Origin of the sequence: Comamonas trifloxystrobinivorans (genome assembly GCF_043359985.1) — a bacterium.
GTDB lineage: Bacteria > Pseudomonadota > Gammaproteobacteria > Burkholderiales > Burkholderiaceae_C > Comamonas > Comamonas trifloxystrobinivorans.
This window is the reverse complement of sequence record NZ_JBHZGV010000005.1, coordinates 165332-183280: the sequence shown is the minus strand read 5'-3', so window position 1 is coordinate 183280 and position 17949 is coordinate 165332. Positions and strand designations below refer to the sequence as shown.

The following is a 17949-nucleotide window of genomic DNA, read 5'->3' as shown; positions in this document are numbered from 1 at the left end:
GGCTTGCGGCTAGCATGGCAGGCAAATCATGGGCCCAGGAGGACGGTATGAAACGCCTGAACAGCAAGAGCGGATGCGCAGTGGAAGTGACTTTGTCGGTGATGGGCGGCACCTGGAAGCCGATTGTGCTTTTCCACCTGTTGCACGGCCAAAAGCGCTTCAGCGAGCTGGCGCGCGCCATTCCCAATGTGACCCAGCGCATGCTGACCCTGCAACTGCGCGAGCTGGAAGAGGCCGGCATGGTGACCCGCACCGTGCACGCCGAGGTACCACCCAGGGTGGATTACGAGCTGACCGAGATGGGCCAGAGCCTCAAGCCCGTGCTGACGGCTATGCGCGATTGGGGCCAGGCCTACGCGCAAAGCCGTGAGCTGGCGCCAGAGCTGCAGGCCGAGTGCGCTGCAGCTGTTTGACAAGCGCAGCGCTGAGGCCGCCGCCGGGATCGGCCCCATAAACACGCTTGCCAACCCGGGTGTGCAACGCTGGGGATAATGCCTGCGTTTGCCACAGCCGCCGGAGTTTTGCCCATGCCCTCTCGTTTGTCCTCGCTGTTTGCTCTGCGCCGGCGGGCGCTGTGTGCTGCGGCCTTGCTGGCGCTGGGTGTTGCAGGGCCGCAGGCCGCGCAGGCCAAAGAGGCTGCGGCCGCTTATCCGCAGCAGCCGATCAAGCTGATTGTGCCGTTTGCCCCTGGCGGCTCGACCGATATTGTGGCGCGGCTGCTGGCCGAAGCGCTGCACGGCATTCTGGGCCAGGCCGTGGTGGTGGAGAACAAAGCGGGCGCTGCCGGACTGATTGGCACCGAGGCCGTGGTGCGGGCGCAGCCCGATGGCTACACCTTGGGTGTGGGCACCATCAGCACGCTCGCGGTCAACACCGTCATGCTCAAAGCAGCGCGGCACGATCCCTTGCAAGAGCTGGCGCCCATCAGCACCGTGGCACAAATCCCTTCGGTGTTTTCCACCCATCCGAGCCTGGCGGTACAAGATTTTCCGGCCTTTGTCGCCACCATGCGCGCCCGGCCTGAGCACTACACGATCGGCTCGTCCGGCGTGGGCTCGATCGGCCATTTGATTGCTGCGTCGATGAACCAGACCCTGGGTATCCAGATGCGCCACATTCCGTACAAAGGCCAGGGGCCGGTGGTCAACAGCGCGCTGGCGGGCGAAACCCAGGTGCTGAGTGATCAGTACCCTTCGTCAAGCCAGCTGGTGCAATCGGGCAAGCTGGTGCCGTTTGCCGTAGCGGCCGAGCGGCGCTTGCCCGCCTTGCCGCAAACGCCCACTTTGGCTGAGCTCGGCTACCCGCAGCTCAACCAGTTGGCCATTACTTGGCTGGGTGTGGTGGCGCCTGTGCACACGCCCAAACCAGTGCAAGAGCGCTTGGCCGCTGCCGTGCGGCAAGCTTTGGAGCAGCCCGCCGTGCAAGAGCAGTTGGCCAAGCTGGGTGTGCAGCCCATGCCGGGCAGCCCGGCCGAGTTTGCGCGGCTGATTGGCCAGACGCGCCAGCAGGTGCAGCAGATTGTGGAGCAGCAGCATATTCCGGCCTACTGAGGGCCTGAGTGCGGCCACCGGCGCCGCGCTTTTCATGAAGCTTTGGTAATACTGCGGAAAACCACTTCCTCTCTGGTGCGTAGCGCACTAGAATCCGCGCCAACCCTTTTCAACAGGAGACTTGCTGTGGACTCACCGAGTTGTTGGCTCGCCGCCAACGCACCACAGGCAAGGTAAACACCAGCGTCGCGCTGGTCGCTGCCTGGCCTGAACACCCAGGCAGGCAGCAATCGGAGCGGTAGCCACCGCCTCCGCTGCCTCCCCCCAACCACTGAGAACCTGCGCGGCGGCACGGCTGCTGGCAGGCGGGGAGCATGAGATGCAAACCATGAACTTGCTGCATGGATGGAGCCGCGTTTCGCGCAGGCGCCAGGTATTTTTTTCGCCAGCGCAAAAGCTGGCGCCCATGGACCCCTTCAGTCGAGCGTGCTGATCCTCGCCCGGTGTCGTGCTGCGCGCATGCGCAGTGCCGGCCGGATCCCCGCGTTCACATGATCACCAGGCAGGGCCCGGACGCCACTGCCTATTGGAGGGCAAGCCATGTTGGCTACGCTGAAAAACCATTTCGTCGACTTTCTGCGCTCGCGCCATTGGGCCACGCATTTCCGCCGCATTCCCATGCTCGATCAGCTGGCCCGGACGCCAACCGATCTGCGTATTCCTCCGGCCTTGGGGGAGCGCTTGCGCGCGGCCGCGACGGCCGAGCCGGCGCAGTTGCTGCACGACCTGGGCAGCTCCAGCGATGGCCTGGATGTGGCAAGCGTCGAGGCGATTCGTGTCACCGCTGGCTGGAACACCATCGCCCAGGACAAGCCCATGTCGGCCGCAGAGCATTTGTGGCTGTGCTTTCGCACGCCCTTCAACCTGCTGCTGACCTTGCTGGCCATGGTCTCGTGGGTGACCGAAGACATGAAGGCCACCATCGTGATCGGCTCGATGGTGCTCTTGGCCACCGTGCTGCGCTTTTGGCAGGAGGGGCGGGCCAACAAAGCGGCCGCCGCCCTACAGGCCATGGTGTCGAACACTGCCACCGTGCTGCGCCGCAAGGCGCTGACGGTGGAGGAGGATGCGGAGCTGGATGTTGCCCGTGATGCCCGGCCTTCGGGATTTCCCACAGTGTATGCAGCGCTGGAGCTGGCCGTGCGCGAGCTGGTGCCGGGTGATGTCATCAAGCTCTCGGCCGGCGACATGGTGCCCGCCGACTGCCGTTTGCTGCTGGCCAAAGACCTGTTCCTGGCCCAGTCGGCGATGACCGGTGAATCCATGCCGGTGGAGAAATACGCCAGCTTGCAAGGGGGCGATGCCAGCAATCCGGTGGAGTTGGACAATATCGTGTTCATGGGCACCAATGTGGTCTCGGGTGCGGGGACTGCCGTGGTGGTGGCCACGGGCAACCATACCTACCTGGGGGCTTTGGCAGGCCGCGCCACCGCCATGGATCGTGCCCCCACGGCTTTTCAGACCGGTGTCAACAAAGTCAGCTGGGTGCTGATCCGCTTCATGATGGTGATGGTGCCGCTGGTCTTTGTGCTCAACGGTTTTACCAAAGGCGACTGGACCGAGGCCTTGCTGTTTGCGCTGTCGGTGGCGGTGGGGTTGACGCCCGAGATGTTGCCGATGATCGTGACCGCCACGCTGGCCAAGGGGGCGGTGTTTCTCTCGCGCAAGCAAGTCATCGTCAAGCGCCTCGATGCGATCCAGAACTTTGGTGCCATGGACGTGCTGTGCACCGACAAAACCGGCACCCTGACGCAAGACAAGATCTTTCTGGCCCAGCATCTGGATGCCTGGGGCGACGAATCGCAGTATGTGCTGGACCTGGCGTACCTCAACAGCTTCTACCAGACCGGCTTGAAGAACCTGCTGGATGTCGCCGTGCTGGAGCATGCCGAGCTCCAGCAGGTGGTGGAGCGCCATGCCAAGGTGGACGAGATTCCGTTTGACTTTGTTCGCCGTCGCATGTCGGTGGTGGTGACGCAAGGGGATGCCTGCCATACCCTGATCACCAAGGGCGCGGTGGAGGAGATTTTGCATGTATGCACCTCGGTGCGTGCAGCGGAGGGCGTTATCGCCTTGGACGCAGGCTTGCGCGCCCGCATCACGGCGGTGACCGAAGATCTCAACGGCCAGGGCTTGCGGGTGGTGGCCGTGGCGACCCGTGACACGGCATCGAGCCAGCAAAGCTATGGCGTGGCCGATGAGGCCAACATGGTGTTGTGCGGTTTTGTGGCCTTCATCGACCCGCCCAAAGAGAGCACGGCACCGGCTTTGCAAGCGCTGACCGAGCATGGCGTGAATATCAAGGTGCTGACCGGAGATAACGCTGCGGTGACGGCCAAGGTGTGCAAAGAAGTGGGGATGACCCAGCAGGCACTGGTGCTGGGCGGTGCGATCGAGCAGATGGACGATGCCGAGCTCGCAAAAGTGGTGGAGAGCCACAATATTTTTGCCAAGCTCAGCCCCGCGCACAAGGAGCGCATTGTGCGCATGCTCAAGGCCAACGGCCATGTGGTGGGCTTTCTGGGGGATGGCATCAACGATGCGGCGGCGCTGCGCACGGCCGATATCGGCATCTCGGTGGACACGGCGGTGGATGTGGCCAAGGAGGCGGCCGACATTATTTTGCTGGAGAAGAGTCTGATGGTTTTGGAGCAGGGCGTGCAAGAGGGGCGGCGCACTTTTGCCAACATGCTCAAATACATCAAGATGACGGCCAGCTCCAACTTTGGCAACGTGTTCTCGGTGCTGATCGCCAGTGCTTTCATCCCCTTTCTGCCCATGCTGCCGCTGCAGCTGCTGGTGCAGAACCTGATTTACGACGTCTCGCAAACGGCGATACCTTTCGACCATGTGGACGAAGAACTGATTGCGCATCCGCAGCGCTGGAACCCGGCCGATGTGGGGCGCTTCATGGTGTTTTTCGGCCCGATCAGCTCGGTGTTTGATGTGGCGACCTTTGTGCTGATGTGGCAGGTATTTGGCGCCAACTCGCCAGACAAGCAGACGCTGTTCCAGTCAGGCTGGTTTGTGGTGGGGCTGCTCACCCAGTCGCTGATCGTGCACATGATCCGCACCGCCAAGATTCCGTTCCTCCAAAGCCGGGCGGCCTGGCCGGTGGCCTTGATGACGGGGGCGGTGATTGCCATGGGCATCTTTTTGCCGATGGGGCCGCTGGCGCCTTACTTCAAGCTGCAACCCCTGCCTGGCAGCTATTTTGTCTACCTGGTACTGATCGTGCTGGCCTATATGGGTCTTACGCAGGTCATGAAGCGCTGGTATATCCGGCGTTATGGCTGGCAGTAGGCCTGCCCGTTTTGTATTGCTCAAACCGAAGGGGACGATGTGGAAGCCTTGAAGTTCATGCAGCCCGATTCGCTGCTCAATACCTTGATCAGCCTGGTCACCGCCTTTGTGCTGGGCGGCGCCATAGGCTTGGAGCGCCAATACCGCCAGCGCACAGCCGGATTGCGCACCAATGTGTTGGTGGCCGTGGGCGCGGCTATTTTTGTGGACAGCGCCAACACGATTGCGGGCGCCGATGGCGCCGTGCGGGTGATGGCCTACGTGGTCTCAGGTATCGGCTTTCTGGGCGCGGGCGTGATCATGCGCGAAGAGGGCAATGTGCGCGGTTTGAACACCGCGGCCACGCTGTGGGGATCGGCTGCGGTCGGTGCGGCTGCGGGGGCTGATTTGATCGTCCAGGCGGTGATGGGGACAGTGCTGGTGCTGGCTGCCAATACCTTGCTGCGCCCGCTGGTGAACACCATCAACCGCAAGCCCCTGGATGTCGAGGCCACCGAGGTCACCAATGCCGTGTTCGTGGTGGCCGAGCGCAGGCACCAGCGGCTGGCGCTGGCCATGCTGCAAGACACGCTGGAGCGCCATGGTTTGCCGCCCGGTGACATCGATATCCAGCCCTTCGGTGAGGCCGAGGTGGTGATCGAGGCCACGCTGGCGGTGCAATCGGTGCACGGTGAAGAGCTCGACGCGTTGATGCAGCAGCTGGGCTCGCGCCCGGGTATCAACCAAGCCTATTGGAGCCCGAGCACACGCGACTGATGGGGCCCCAGTTCAGGCATCAAACGCAAAGCCCACGCCGTAGACCGAGCGGATGCATTCGGCTTCGTCGCCCATCACGGCGCGCAGTTTTTTGCGCAGGTTTTTGATGTGGCTGTCGATGGCGCGGTCGCTCACTTCCAGCGCATCGGCATAGGCCAGATCCAGCAACTGGCTGCGCGGGTAGATCTTGCCGGGGTGGCGCTGCAGAATGTGCAGCAGCGTGAATTCGCGCCGGGTCAGCCCCAGATCGTGGCCGCGCCAGCTGGCCTGGCAGGTGGCTTCGTCCAGGTTCCAGACGCAGGCGGGCTCGGCCAGGGTGCTGCCGACTCCTTGGTTGCGGCGCAGCACCACCTTCACGCGGGCCACCAGCTCGCGCGGCGAAAACGGTTTGCAGATGTAGTCGTCTGCGCCCATTTCCAGGCCCACCAGGCGGTCCACTTCTTCGACCTTGGCGGTCAGGCAGATCACCGGGCAAAGCTGGCGTGCGCGGCATTCGCGCAGCAGCGTCAGGCCGTCGGTGCCGGGCAGCATCAAATCCAGAATGGCCAGTGCGGGCGGGCGCGCTATCAATGCGGCCAGGGCTTGTGAGCCATTGGCGTGGTGCTCGACCTCAAAGCCGGCGTGTTGCAGATAGTCGATCACCACCGAGGCGATATCGGCCTCGTCTTCGGCGTAGAGAATGCGGGGAGCAGGGGAAGTCATACAGGGGCCTCGATCAAAGGCAGAACCAGGGTGATGCGCAAGCCGCCGAGCGCTGAGGCCTGCGCCTGCAGCTGGCCGCCATGGGCTTGCACAATGCTTTTGCAGATGGCCAGGCCCAGGCCCGAGCCGCCGCTGGCGCGGTTGCGCGAGGCTTCCACGCGGTAAAAGCGTTCAAAAATGCGGGGCAGATCGGCGGCTGGCACGCCCGGTGCGCTGTCGTCGATATGCAGCTCTATCCAGCGCTGGCGTGCGGCACCGGTGCCGGTTTGCTGCACCTGGGCGCTGATGGCCACGCTGCCCGGCGCATCGGTGTAGCGCAGATTGTTCTCGAACATATTGCCCAGCACCTGGTGCAGTTGCGCGGCATTGCCTTGGACCCAGGCCGAAGGCAAGGTGTTGGCCAGTGTGCTGGCTGCTGGCAAGGCAATTTGTGCTTGCACAAAACGCATTTGCACGGCGTCGACGGCCTCCACAATCAGCGCCCGCAGATCGAGCGCCTGGGCCGCCGTTGCGTTGGGTGCCGTCAGCTGCAGCACGGGCGCGGCTTCTTCGGGTTGCACCACCAGCGTGCTGGGGATAGTGGCGCGCATGTCGGCCACCAGCTGTGTCAGGCGCATGGTTTGGCGGTGCAGGCGTTCGGCGGTGTGGCTGTCGAACTGGCGGATACCGTCCTGGATGGCTTCTATCTCGGCGCGCACGGCGGCCAGCGGCGTGCGCAGCTCGTGCGCCACCTGGGTGAGCCATTCGTTTTGTTGTGTTTGTGCTGTGTGCAGTTGCTCGGCCATATGGTTGAAGCGGCGCGCCAGCTGGCCGAGTTCGTCGTCGCCAACTGCGGAGATGCGGTAATCGAGCTGGCCCTGGCCGAATGCTTTGGCACCGGCCGACAACGCTTCGATCGGACGGATCCAGCGCCGGCTCAGCCACCAAGACAGAGCGCCGGCTACCAGCAAGCCCAGCGCAGCCGCCACCACCAAGAACAACATGTGCTCTTTGAGAAAAGCGCTGTCGATCTGGTTCTTCAAATCAGCAGGCGGCCCCAAAGTCAGGGTGCCGATGAGCTGGTGGTCGCTATTGAACAGCGGATTGGTGGCGCTGCCGCGCGGGCCTTTGACTCCGGCGATCAGCTGGCCCTGGGCATCGAGCAGGCCCAGGCGCTCGTGCAAAGGGTGGCGCTCTATGGGGCGCAAATCGGGTATTGGCACAATCGGCCCAACGCTGGCCCCTTTGGGTTTGCTTTCCTCAACGGATGGAGCGGCAGGCACGGCTGCTTGCGCGCCAAAGCGGGTCAGCGCGTTCCAGCGCTCGGCACTCAAGCCGCTCCAGTTTTGTGCTTTGGCGTACTCACGCTTGAGCTGGCTTTCCAAGTATTCGAGCCGGCCCAGCTCCACCTGCGCCACATAGGGCGCCAGGCCGCGTTGCAGGCTCCAGTAAGAAAAGCCGGCAAAGCCCAGCAGCAGGCCGAGCAGCAGCAGGACCATGGCCAGCAGGACGCGGGTTTGGAGGCGGGTAAAGCGCAGAGGCACGGGTGAATGTGGGGAGTGTTGAGAAAACAAAACGGGCAGACTCAATGCCTGCCCAACTATTGTCTTACACCGTACGTGGACAGGTGCAGAGTCCGAGCCAACCCGTTTAGAACGGACCAACCGAGGCCGTCCGTTTGGCGATCAATTGCCCTTTTTCTTTGCGGCACACGGCCTTGGCGGTTTTGCCCTGGTCTACTTTCAGTTCCACGGTATCGCCTTCTTTTTTACCTTGGCAAGCGGCAACAGCATCCGCTGCCGCTTGGCTGGGGCTGGCCGCATGGGCGCTGGCAGACAGGCCGCCAAGCAGCAAGGCGCCGCTGAGGGCCGCGCCGGACAGAAGCAGGCAGCTGAGTTCGATGGGTTTCATGGCTTTCCTTTCAGTCAAAAGATGGCTCTGCCGGAGGTTGAAAAACGATCTGCTGGAGGGCAGAAGGACTGGAGTGTGTCTTGCAGCGGGCGGCAGAGCCAATACAGTGACTGTAGAAGCCAAACTGGGAGGAAATTGGGGGAAGTCGTGGAGCTTGTGACAAAGCGCAAAAGCTTGGCGATGCCCGCAACTGTCGGGCTTTGCGCAGCCCATGGCGTGTTTTGACGGCGTTTGGCTTGCCAAGCGTCGGCGCAAAGTAATGCAAAGCCGCGTGTCGTATGCGGCGCTTGATCAGCTGGAGGCGGGCGAGAGTGGGTAGGCAGCCACCACGCTGCCTTCGGTATTGCGGGCGGCGATACGTTGCACTACGCGCTCTGGCTCGGTCAGCAGACCTTGCTCGAAAGCAATCGTGTGCCAATGCGCGCAAACGCGCAGCAGCTCGCCGGGTTGCAGCAGAAAATCAGGGCGCGAGGGCTTGCCGTAAGCTTCGTTGCCAGTAGCAAAGGTTTCGTAGAGCAGCAAGCCGCCGGGCGCTACGCTGGCCAGAATCTGCGGCCACAGCGGGCGCCACAAATAGTGGGTCACCACCACCGCGTCAAACTGCTGGCCGGGCAGCGGCCAGGGCGCGTTTTCGATATCGGCCAACAGCCATTGGCCGGACAGGCTCGCTTGCAGATCTTCGATGGCTGTGCGGTCGCGGTCCACGCCCGTCACTTGCAGGCCCAGCGATTGCAAATAGCGCGCATGGCGGCCGCTGCCGCAAGCCACGTCCAGCACCCGGCTGTTGGCGGGCAGCAGCGGTGCAAAGCGGGTAATCCAGGGCGAGGCTTGCATGCGCAGAGCGCTGGCTTCAAAAACAAGCCCAGACATGGTCTGCCATGCGCACCATGAACTCGGGCTGCGTGTACAGCATGAAGACCGCTGCCAGCACCGCCACAATCAGCGCCCACAGCACCACGCGCAGCCATGGACGGCTGGGTTGGACGGTGGGCAAGCTCTTGCTGGCGGTGTTGGGCATGGCGCTTAGTTTAAACAAAACCGTTTTCAAGCGGCCACGGGCCGGCGCTGCACCGGCGCTTCCTTGACCGGCAGATTTACCAGGCCGGCAAACACGCCCAGTGCAATGGACACGTACCAGACGGCGTCGTAGCTGCCGGTGTGGTCGTACAGATAGCCGCCGAGCCAGATGCCCAGGAAGCTGCCGATCTGGTGGCTGAAGAACACAAAGCCGCTGAGCATGGACAAATGCTGCACGCCAAACACCTGGGCGATCACGCCGTTGGTCAGCGGCACGGTCGAGAGCCACAAAAAGCCCATCACGGCCGCAAACACATACACCGACCATGGCGACAGCGGCACCAGCAAAAAGACGATGATGGCCAGCGCTCGGATGAAATAAATGCCCGAGAGCAGGTAGCGCTTGGCCACGCGCTGGCCCAGCGAGCCGGCCAGGTAGGTGCCGAAGATGTTGAACAGCCCGATCAGAGCCAGCGAATAGCTCGCCACGTGCGGCGGCAGGCCAAAATCTTTCAGGTAGCTGGGCATGTGCACGCCAATGAACATGACCTGGAAGCCGCAGACAAAATAGCCTGCGGTCAAAAACAGAAAGCTCGGGTTTTTGAAGGCTTCAGCCACGGCCTGCGCAATGGTTTGCTGCTGGCCGCCAGACCTGGCGTTTTTGAGCGCGTGGAAATTGGGCTCACGCAGCGCCAGCGCCATCGGAATGATGATCAGCACCAGCACCGCGCAGGCCACCAGCGCGTTGTGCCAGCCCAGGCTGGCGATCAACTGGCCTTCCACCGGCACCATGAAAAACTGGCCAAACGAGCCTGCCGCCGCCGCCACGCCCATGGCCCAGGAACGCTTGTCGGCCGGAATCTGGCGCCCGATCACGCCGTAGATCACGGCATAGGTGGTGCCGGTTTGCGCCATGCCGATCAGCAGGCCCGCCGTCAGTGCAAACATGATGGTGTTCGGCGCCCAGGCCATGCCGGCCAGGCCCAGCGCATAGAGCAACGCGCCGGCAATCAGCACCTTGGTGGCGCCAAAGCGGTCGGCCAGCATGCCGGTGAAGATGCCGATCAGGCCCCAGCTGAGGTTTTGGATGGCCAGGGCGAGGGCGAAGGACTCGCGCGTCCAGCCCATTTCCTGCGTGATAGGCTGCAGCCACAGGCCAAAGCCGTGGCGGATGCCCATGGCCAAGGTGACCACCGCTCCGCCACAAAGCAGGACGCGGGCCAGGGACAATGGTTGTGCGTTGTTGTTTTGCATATGCATAGACTGTCTCGTGATAACAGAATTGTTACTGCAAGCCCGCTGGGCGGCTGTCGCTCGCATATTGCCCCGCAGCATTTCAAGCCCATTTCAGCGCCTGGCGTTGCAGCCATGCCCAATCGTCAACAAGTTCTACCTGTGATTACATACAGCTAATTACAATTGCAGCCGCTAGAATGGAAAGTTATGGCAAGCAAAAACACGTCTACCAGTGAATACGCAGAAGGCTCGATACGCGTCCTCAAGGGGCTCGAGCCGGTCAAGCAGCGCCCGGGCATGTATACCCGCACGGACAACCCGCTGCACATCATCCAGGAGGTGATCGACAACGCCGCCGACGAGGCCCTGGCTGGCTATGGCAAGAAAATCCGCGTCTATCTGCACACCGACGGCTCGATCAGCGTCGAGGACGACGGCCGTGGTATCCCGTTCGGCTTGCACCCCGAAGAGCATGCGCCCGTGGTGGAGCTGGTCTTTACCCGACTGCATGCCGGCGGCAAGTTCGACAAGGGCCAGGGCGGCGCCTACAGCTTCTCGGGCGGCTTGCACGGCGTGGGCGTGTCGGTGACGAACGCGCTGTCCACGCGCATGGAAGTCACGGTGCACCGCGATGGTTCGGTGGCGACGCTGGCCTTTGCCGGTGGCGATGTGGTGGAGCCGCTCAAGGTGCGCGCTCTGACCAGCGGCGACCGCAAGCAGGGCACTACGGTGCGCGCCTGGCCCGATCCCAAATACTTTGAGTCCAGCAACTTGCCGATGGGCGAGCTGGTGCACCTGCTGCGCAGCAAGGCTGTGCTGATGCCGGGCGTGAGCGTGGTGCTGACCAACGACAAAACCCGCGACACGCAGACCTGGCAGTACAAGGGCGGCCTCAAAGACTATTTGCTGCAGACCTTGCCGGTCGATCCGGTGATCCCGGTGTTCGAAGGCGAAGGCTTTGCCGGCAAGCACGACGACCACTTTGCCGAAGGCGAAGGCGCGGCCTGGTGCGTGGCCTTCACCGAAGAAGGCCAGCCGGTGCGCGAGAGCTACGTCAACCTGATCCCCACCAGCGCTGGTGGCACGCACGAGAGCGGTTTGCGCGATGGCCTTTTCCAGGCCGTGAAAAGCTTTATCGAGCTGCATTCGCTCTTGCCCAAGGGCGTGAAGCTCATGCCCGAAGACGTGTTTGCCCGTGCCAACTATGTGCTCAGCGCCAAGGTGCTCGATCCGCAGTTCCAAGGCCAGATCAAGGAGCGGCTGAACTCGCGTGACGCGGTGCGCCTAGTCTCGGGCATGGTGCGCCCGGCGCTGGAGCTCTGGCTCAACGAGAACGTGGAATACGGCAAGAAGCTGGCAGAAATTGCCATCAAGGCCGCACAAACGCGCCAGCGCGCCGGCCAGAAGGTGGAAAAGCGCAAGGGCTCGGGCGTGGCCGTGCTGCCCGGCAAGCTGACCGATTGCGAAAGCCGCGACATCGCCTACAACGAGGTCTTCCTGGTCGAGGGCGATTCGGCTGGCGGCTCGGCCAAGATGGGCCGCGACAAAGAAACCCAGGCCGTGCTGCCCTTGCGCGGCAAGGTGCTCAACACCTGGGAAGTAGACCGCGACCGCCTGTTCGCCAATACCGAAATCCACGACATCTCGGTGGCCATCGGCGTCGATCCGCATGGCCCGGACGACGAGGTCGATCTGAGCGGCCTGCGCTACGGCAAGATCTGCATCTTGTCGGATGCCGACGTGGACGGCTCGCACATCCAGGTGTTGCTGCTGACGCTGTTCTTCAAGCACTTTCCCAAGCTGATCGACCAAGGCCATGTGTATGTGGCGCGGCCGCCGCTGTTCCGCGTGGATGTGCCGGCGCGTGGCAAAAAGCCGGCCGCCAAGGTCTACGCGCTGGACGAGGCCGAGCTCAAAGGCATTTTCGAGAAAACCGCCAAAGACGGCGTGGCGCGCGACAAATGCAAGGTCAGCCGCTTCAAGGGCCTGGGCGAAATGAACGCCGAGCAGCTGTGGGACACCACGCTTAACCCCGACACCCGCCGCCTGCAACCGGTGCTGCTGACGCAGACCGATCTGGACCAGACCCGGCAGGTCATGGGCCAGCTCATGGGCAAGGGCGAAGCCGCTGCGCGCCGCGACCTGATGGAGCTGCACGGCAACGAGGTCGACGTCGACATCTGAGGCCCACCTACCCAACACACCCAAGCGAAGCCCGTTGGTGGCCCTGCTGCTGCAAAAAAGCAAAGCACAAGCGCAGCACCTGGCTCGCCAGCAAGCACAGAAAGCTAGCACAAGATGAGTGAACAAACCGGTCTGGAGTTCTCCTCCACCACCCCGCCGGGCAACGGCGACAGCCTGGACCTGGGCAACTACGCGCAGCGCGCCTACCTCGAATACGCGCTCTCGGTCGTCAAAGGCCGGGCGCTGCCCGATGTCTGCGACGGCCAAAAGCCCGTGCAGCGCCGCATTCTCTACACCATGGGCCGCATGGGCCTGGGCTTCTCGGGCGCCAACGCCACGCACGGCGCGGCTCCGGCCAAGAGCGCCCGCGTGGTGGGCGACACCATGGGTAAGTACCACCCGCACGGTGACTCGGCCATATACGACGCCATGGTGCGCATGGCGCAGGATTTTTCGCAGCGCTACCCGCTGGTCGATGGCCAGGGCAACTTCGGCAGCCGCGACGGTGACGGCGCCGCTGCCATGCGTTACACCGAAGCGCGTCTGGCCAAGATCAGCACCTTGCTGCTCGACGAGATCGACATGGGCACGGTGGACTTTGTGCCCAACTACGACGGCAAGGAAGAAGAGCCGGCCCAGTTGCCAGCGCGCCTGCCGTTCTCGCTGCTCAACGGCGCCAGCGGCATTGCCGTGGGTCTGGCCACCGAAATCCCCAGCCACAACCTGCGCGAAGTGGCCGACGCCTGCGTGGCGCTGATCAAAAAGCCGGCGATGACGGATGCCGATCTGCACGCCATCATTCCCGGCCCGGATTACCCTGGCGGTGGCCAGATCATCAGCAGCGACAAGGACATTGCCGATGCCTACCGCAGCGGCCGCGGCTCGATCAAAGTGCGCGCGCGCTGGACGATTGAAGAGCTGGCGCGCGGCCAGTGGCAGTTGGTGGTGAATGAGCTGCCGCCCGGTGTCTCGTCGCAAAAAGTGCTCGAAGAGATTGAGGACCTGACCAACCCCAAGGTCAAGACCGGCAAGAAAACCCTGTCGCAAGAGCAAACCCAGCTCAAGGCCACGGTGCTGTCGGTGCTGGACGGCGTGCGCGACGAATCGAGCAAGGACGCGGCCGTGCGCCTGGTGTTCGAGCCCAAGACGGGCAAGACGCCGCAGTCCGAGCTGATCACCTGCCTGCTGGCGCACACCAGCCTGGAGACCTCGTCGTCGATCAACCTGACCATGGTCGGCATCGACGGCAAGCCCACGCAAAAATCGCTGCGCCAGATGCTGGAAGAGTGGATCGAGTTCCGCCAGCACACCATCACGCGCCGCTCGCAGCACCGCCTGAACAAGGTGCTGGACCGCATCCACATCCTCGAAGGCCGCCAGCTCATCTTGCTGAACATCGACGAGGTGATCGCCATCATCCGCGCCAGCGACGAGCCCAAGCCGGCGCTGATGGCGCGCTTTGACCTGAGCGAACGCCAGGCCGAAGACATTCTGGAAATCCGCCTGCGCCAACTGGCACGACTGGAAGCCATCAAGATCGAGCAAGAGCTCAAAGAGCTGCGCGATGAAAAGGGCAAGCTCGAAGACATTCTGGCCAACCCGAACTCGCTCAAGCGCGTGATGGTCAAGGAAATCGAGGCCGATGCCAAGCAGTTCGCCGACGCCCGCCGCACGCTGATCCAAGAAGAGAAAAAAGCCGTGGCCGAAGTGAAGGTGGTCGACGAGCCGGTCACCGTGGTGGTCTCGGAAAAAGGCTGGGTGCGTGCGCGCACCGGCCATGGCCATGAGGCGGGCAGCTTCAGCTTCAAATCCGGCGACAGCCTGTACGGCACTTTTGAATGCCGCACGGTCGACCAGCTGCTGGTGTTCGGCAGCAATGGCCGCGTCTACTCGATCGCGGTGTCCGCCTTGCCCGGCGGGCGCGGCGACGGCCAGCCGGTCACGACGATGATGGACCTGGAAGCGGGCACGCAAATCCAGTTCTACTTTGCCGGCCCGGTCAGCGCCAGTCTGCTGGTCAGCAGCAGCGCCGGCTATGGCTTTGTGGCCTTGGTCGAAAGCATGGTTTCGCGCCAGAAGGCGGGCAAGGCCTTTGTCACGCTGAACGAGGGCGACACGCTGTGCCAGCCATCGCTGATCGGCGGCACCAACGGCAGCGTGGAGCTGGCCGAAGCCACGCACGTGGCCTGCCTGTCCACCGGCGGCAATGTGCTGACCTACCCGCTGTCCGAGCTCAAAACCATGACCGGCGGCCGCGGCCTGCAGCTGATGAAGCTGGAAGGCAAGGACACGCTGGCCGGCGCTGCCGCCTACACCCGCAGCGTGCAGATCAGCGGCACCGGCCGAGGCGGCAAGGAAAAGGAAGAAACCCTGGAGATCCGCAGCCTCAACAATGCCGCCGGCAAGCGCGCCAGCAAGGGCAAGGCCACAGGCTGGACCTTCAAGCCGACGGGTATCGAGCGGCTGGAATAAGAGCCTGACGCTTGAGTCTGAACATGAAGACCAGCCAAGACCTGTCTTGTGCTGGTCTTTTTGTTGGCACCGTTACGGAGTGCTGAGTGCTGAGTGCTTGGTGCGTGGCGTTGGAGTGGCACTAACCGTTTGGAGCATCCAAGATGCAAGGTCACAGGCAGCCTACTCCAGCGCCATGTAGGGTAGTCAAACGGCGCAACTCTCGCAGGCTGTTGGCTGTTTCTCCACCCCTTTAGCCAGTGCCTGCGGACGCAGCAAACGGCGGCGCTTTGGCTGCCGCAGGACAGCCAAACTTCGTGCTCTGACTTGCAGACGCTGTTTGAACGGAGCGCCTTGGCGCGGAGTGAGTTCGTCTGCACGCCGACGTTTGCTGTGGCCGCAGGTTGCCCTGAAAGATTCGCTTTGCGAAGCTTTCGGGGTCGCTGGATGTAGGGCACGTTTCTTTGCCGACTTTCTTGCCGTGCAGCAAGAAAGACGGTCGCCTGCCGGGGCGAGACCCGGCCAGCTGCGGCAAGCAAAGCAGCCAACGCCAGTTAGATAAACTGCCCGCTGTAAACGGCAAGCCAGGCGCTGCCGCGCCAAATCTACCGCAAACCTTGCCACCACAAAGCGTTCTCGCGTGGCTGGCCAACGGTCAGCACCTCGCCAATCTCGGGCGTGGCCAAAGCCAGGCCGCGCTGGGCAGTGAGTGCGGACAAACGGTCCAGCGGCTCGCGCCAAGCGTGCATGGCCAGGGCGAAGGTGCTGTTGTGCACGCTGTAGAGCAACTGGCCGCGCACATCGACAAAGGCTTGCACGGTTTCTTCGGGCGTCATGTGGACGGAGGGCCAATAGGCGTCGTAGGCACCGTTTTCCATCAGTGCCACGTCCATCGGGCCGAGCGTGTCGCCAATGGTTTTGAAGCCGGGAAAATAGCCGGAATCGCCGCTGTAGAAAATGCGCTGCCCGCCTGTTTGCAGCACCCACGATGCCCACAAGGTGCTGTTGCGGTCGCTCAGTGTGCGGCCGGAGAAATGCTGTGAGGGCGTGGCAGTAACGGTAACGCCGGCATGCTGCTCGGCTTGCCACCAGTCCAGCTCGGTGATGCGCTCGGGCGCCACGCCCATGGCGCGCAAACGCTGGCCCACGGCCAGCGGCACAAAATAGCGCTCTACCTTGCCGTGCAGAAACTGGATGGTCGGCTCGTCCAGGTGGTCATAGTGGTCGTGCGAGAGCACCAGGCCGGCGATGGGCGGCAGGTCTTGCAAGGCCAGCGGCGTGGGGTGAAAGCGCTTGGGGCCGATAAAGCTGAACGGCGAGACGCGCTCGCCAAACACCGGGTCGATCAGCCAGTACTGGCCTTGCAGCTTGAGCAGGTGCGAGGAATGGCCCAGGCGGATCAGGTGGTTGGCATCAGCAGGCAAAGCCTGCAGTTGCGCGGGCGTGACCTGCCGCACCGGAATCGGGTCTTGCGGCACGGTGCCGGTCTTATCGCCAAACAAAAAGCGCGACCAGATCTGGAACCCGCCGGCATGCGGCTTGGTATCGGGATTGGGAGCATTGCGAAAGCGCTTGTATTGCTCCGAATACTGCGGCGAAGCCTGGTAGCGGCGCAGGCTGTCGGCATCCGGCCCTGCGGCGCATGCGGCCACCGAGCAGGCCGTGGCTACCAGCCAGCCGCTGCGCAGGCGCTGAAAACCGCTGCGGGAGGTACTTGTGCTGGTGGCTGGTGCGGAGGAAGGGGGTGGTCGGTCACTCATGGTGACCATGATACTGGTCAAGAAAAAGCCGCATCGCTGCGGCTTATCCAGGGCCTGATCGGGTTCAGGCCAGGGCTTTGCGGCCTACGGTTTGGATCAGCTTTTGCAGGCGCTGGTATTGCTGTTGAAACACCTCATCTGCCTGCGCTTGTGTGCTGATGGGTTGGCGCACGTTGCGGCCTTCGGATTCGAGCTTGTTGCGAATTTCCGGCGTCGCCAAGGCGCTTGATATGGCTTTGCGCAGCACCGCCACGCGCTCGGCCGGCGCGCCTTTGCGCACAAAGTAGCCGCCGCCAATGGTGTGCTCAAAATCGGGGCTGTAGCGGCTTGCGGAGATCAGCGGCAGGTGTTTGATGGGTTCGGGCAGCGATTTGGAGAAGCTGGTGAGAATGCGCAAGCGGCCTTGCTGCTGCATGCCGTCAAAACTGGTCTGGTACGGCAGGATGGCAAAGTCCACCTGGCCACCGGCCACGTCTTGCAAAGCCGGCGCTGCGCCCTTGTAGGGCACATGCAGAAAAGGCAGCTGGAGCTGCGCCGCCAAGGCGTCGCCCATCAGGTTGTACATGGAATCGATGCCTACCGTGGCATAGGTGAGCGGCTTGTCCTGGCGCTTTTTGGCGAATTCGATGAACTCGTCATAGGTTTTGACCGGGATGTCATTCTTCACCATCAGGACGATCACCGCCTCGGTCGTGGGGCAGGCCAAGCTGAAGTCTTGCGGCTTGTAGCGGGCGGCGGGGTTGAGCATCGGGGCCAGAAAGACCTCATTGGCCGAACCGTGGAAGAAGGTGTAGGCGTCGTTGGGCGCCGAGAGCACCTTGCCGGCGCCGAGCAAGCCGGTGCCGCCGCCGATGTTTTCGACAATCACTTGCTGCTGCAGCGTCCTGCTCATCGATTCGGCAAAGATGCGCGCTGCCACATCGCTGGCTCCGCCAGCGGGGTAGGGCACCACCAGCGACAGTGGCTTGCTGGGGAAAGCATCGCTCGCCCAGACGGATGAGGACAGCGCCGAGAGCGCCGCGCTGGCGCTCAGGCTCTGGACAAAATGGCGGCGGTTCAATGTGGGCATGGCAATCCTTGCGCAGTGCGGTTGGTGTAGT

General features: G+C 63.0%; 14 protein-coding genes. 6 read left to right on the top strand and 8 right to left on the bottom strand.

Annotated features, from left to right (window positions below):
- Window positions 1-47 precede the first annotated feature (47 nt).
- From ACFIQF_RS07245 to ACFIQF_RS07230, 4 genes are all read left to right on the top strand, one after another.
- On the top strand, window positions 48-413 hold the full coding sequence (locus tag ACFIQF_RS07245; protein WP_393941511.1) for a winged helix-turn-helix transcriptional regulator: 366 nt from the start codon (window positions 48-50) through the stop codon (window positions 411-413).
- 114 nt (window positions 414-527) lie between these two features.
- Window positions 528-1550: a Bug family tripartite tricarboxylate transporter substrate binding protein gene (locus tag ACFIQF_RS07240; protein ID WP_393941509.1), complete on the top strand. Its 1023-nt coding sequence runs from the start codon at window positions 528-530 to the stop codon at window positions 1548-1550.
- A 540-nt stretch (window positions 1551-2090) separates the two neighbouring features.
- The gene (gene mgtA, locus ACFIQF_RS07235) at window positions 2091-4853 is read left to right on the top strand and encodes a magnesium-translocating P-type ATPase (protein WP_393941508.1); all 2763 of its coding nucleotides are present in this window, start codon (window positions 2091-2093) and stop codon (window positions 4851-4853) included.
- Window positions 4854-4892: 39 nt separating this feature from the next.
- Window positions 4893-5609: an MgtC/SapB family protein gene (locus ACFIQF_RS07230; protein WP_393941506.1), complete on the top strand. Its 717-nt coding sequence runs from the start codon at window positions 4893-4895 to the stop codon at window positions 5607-5609.
- 12 nt (window positions 5610-5621) lie between these two features.
- Here ACFIQF_RS07230 and ACFIQF_RS07225 read toward each other — a convergent pair whose 3' ends face one another.
- From ACFIQF_RS07225 to ACFIQF_RS07200, 6 genes are all read right to left on the bottom strand, one after another.
- Window positions 5622-6311, bottom strand: coding sequence for a response regulator (locus ACFIQF_RS07225; RefSeq protein WP_393941504.1), 690 nt, complete (start codon window positions 6309-6311; stop codon window positions 5622-5624).
- The gene (locus tag ACFIQF_RS07220) at window positions 6308-7834 is read right to left on the bottom strand and encodes an ATP-binding protein (RefSeq protein WP_393941503.1); all 1527 of its coding nucleotides are present in this window, start codon (window positions 7832-7834) and stop codon (window positions 6308-6310) included. Before ACFIQF_RS07220 ends, ACFIQF_RS07225 begins: the two co-directional genes overlap by 4 nt.
- Window positions 7835-7940: 106 nt before the next feature.
- Window positions 7941-8444 carry a hypothetical protein gene (locus ACFIQF_RS07215; RefSeq protein WP_393941502.1) on the bottom strand — a complete coding sequence of 168 codons (504 nt, stop codon included), beginning with the start codon at window positions 8442-8444 and terminating at the stop codon, window positions 7941-7943.
- Between the two features lie 48 nt (window positions 8445-8492).
- Window positions 8493-9071: a class I SAM-dependent methyltransferase gene (locus tag ACFIQF_RS07210; protein WP_393941501.1), complete on the bottom strand. Its 579-nt coding sequence runs from the start codon at window positions 9069-9071 to the stop codon at window positions 8493-8495.
- Window positions 9052-9219, bottom strand: a complete 168-nt coding sequence (locus tag ACFIQF_RS07205) for a hypothetical protein (protein ID WP_393941499.1) — start codon at window positions 9217-9219, stop codon at window positions 9052-9054. Before ACFIQF_RS07205 ends, ACFIQF_RS07210 begins: the two co-directional genes overlap by 20 nt.
- Window positions 9220-9245: 26 nt before the next feature.
- The gene (locus tag ACFIQF_RS07200) at window positions 9246-10478 is read right to left on the bottom strand and encodes an MFS transporter (RefSeq protein ID WP_393941497.1); all 1233 of its coding nucleotides are present in this window, start codon (window positions 10476-10478) and stop codon (window positions 9246-9248) included.
- Window positions 10479-10661: 183 nt separating this feature from the next.
- On the opposite strand from ACFIQF_RS07200, the gene ACFIQF_RS07195 reads away from it, so the two are divergent.
- Both ACFIQF_RS07195 and parC read left to right on the top strand, forming a co-directional pair.
- Window positions 10662-12638: a DNA topoisomerase IV subunit B gene (locus tag ACFIQF_RS07195; RefSeq protein ID WP_393941495.1), complete on the top strand. Its 1977-nt coding sequence runs from the start codon at window positions 10662-10664 to the stop codon at window positions 12636-12638.
- 114 nt (window positions 12639-12752) lie between these two features.
- A complete protein-coding gene (gene parC / locus ACFIQF_RS07190; protein ID WP_393941493.1) occupies window positions 12753-15110 on the top strand; it encodes a DNA topoisomerase IV subunit A in 2358 nt (785 codons plus the stop codon).
- A gap of 584 nt (window positions 15111-15694) precedes the next feature.
- On the opposite strand, the gene ACFIQF_RS07185 is transcribed toward parC, so the two are convergent.
- Together ACFIQF_RS07185 and ACFIQF_RS07180 are read right to left on the bottom strand one after the other, a co-directional pair.
- The gene (locus ACFIQF_RS07185) at window positions 15695-16849 is read right to left on the bottom strand and encodes an MBL fold metallo-hydrolase (RefSeq protein WP_393941490.1); all 1155 of its coding nucleotides are present in this window, start codon (window positions 16847-16849) and stop codon (window positions 15695-15697) included.
- A gap of 64 nt (window positions 16850-16913) precedes the next feature.
- Window positions 16914-17918 (bottom strand): tripartite tricarboxylate transporter substrate binding protein, encoded by a 1005-nt coding sequence (locus ACFIQF_RS07180; protein ID WP_393941489.1) that lies wholly within the window; start codon window positions 17916-17918, stop codon window positions 16914-16916.
- Window positions 17919-17949 lie beyond the last annotated feature (31 nt).

What these genes read in the sequence shown, in the direction of transcription:
- ACFIQF_RS07245 (WP_393941511.1), top strand. Translation starts at nt 48, where the DNA reads ATGAAACGCCTGAACAGCAAGAGCGGATGCGCAGTGGAAGTGACTTTG.
- ACFIQF_RS07240 (WP_393941509.1), top strand. Translation starts at nt 528, where the DNA reads ATGCCCTCTCGTTTGTCCTCGCTGTTTGCTCTGCGCCGGCGGGCGCTG.
- mgtA (WP_393941508.1), top strand. Translation starts at nt 2,091, where the DNA reads ATGTTGGCTACGCTGAAAAACCATTTCGTCGACTTTCTGCGCTCGCGC.
- ACFIQF_RS07225 (WP_393941504.1), bottom strand. Translation starts at nt 6,311, where the DNA reads ATGACTTCCCCTGCTCCCCGCATTCTCTACGCCGAAGACGAGGCCGAT.
- ACFIQF_RS07210 (WP_393941501.1), bottom strand. Translation starts at nt 9,071, where the DNA reads ATGTCTGGGCTTGTTTTTGAAGCCAGCGCTCTGCGCATGCAAGCCTCG.
- ACFIQF_RS07205 (WP_393941499.1), bottom strand. Translation starts at nt 9,219, where the DNA reads ATGCCCAACACCGCCAGCAAGAGCTTGCCCACCGTCCAACCCAGCCGT.
- ACFIQF_RS07200 (WP_393941497.1), bottom strand. Translation starts at nt 10,478, where the DNA reads ATGCATATGCAAAACAACAACGCACAACCATTGTCCCTGGCCCGCGTC.
- ACFIQF_RS07195 (WP_393941495.1), top strand. Translation starts at nt 10,662, where the DNA reads ATGGCAAGCAAAAACACGTCTACCAGTGAATACGCAGAAGGCTCGATA.
- parC (WP_393941493.1), top strand. Translation starts at nt 12,753, where the DNA reads ATGAGTGAACAAACCGGTCTGGAGTTCTCCTCCACCACCCCGCCGGGC.
- ACFIQF_RS07185 (WP_393941490.1), bottom strand. Translation starts at nt 16,849, where the DNA reads ATGAGTGACCGACCACCCCCTTCCTCCGCACCAGCCACCAGCACAAGT.
- ACFIQF_RS07180 (WP_393941489.1), bottom strand. Translation starts at nt 17,918, where the DNA reads ATGCCCACATTGAACCGCCGCCATTTTGTCCAGAGCCTGAGCGCCAGC.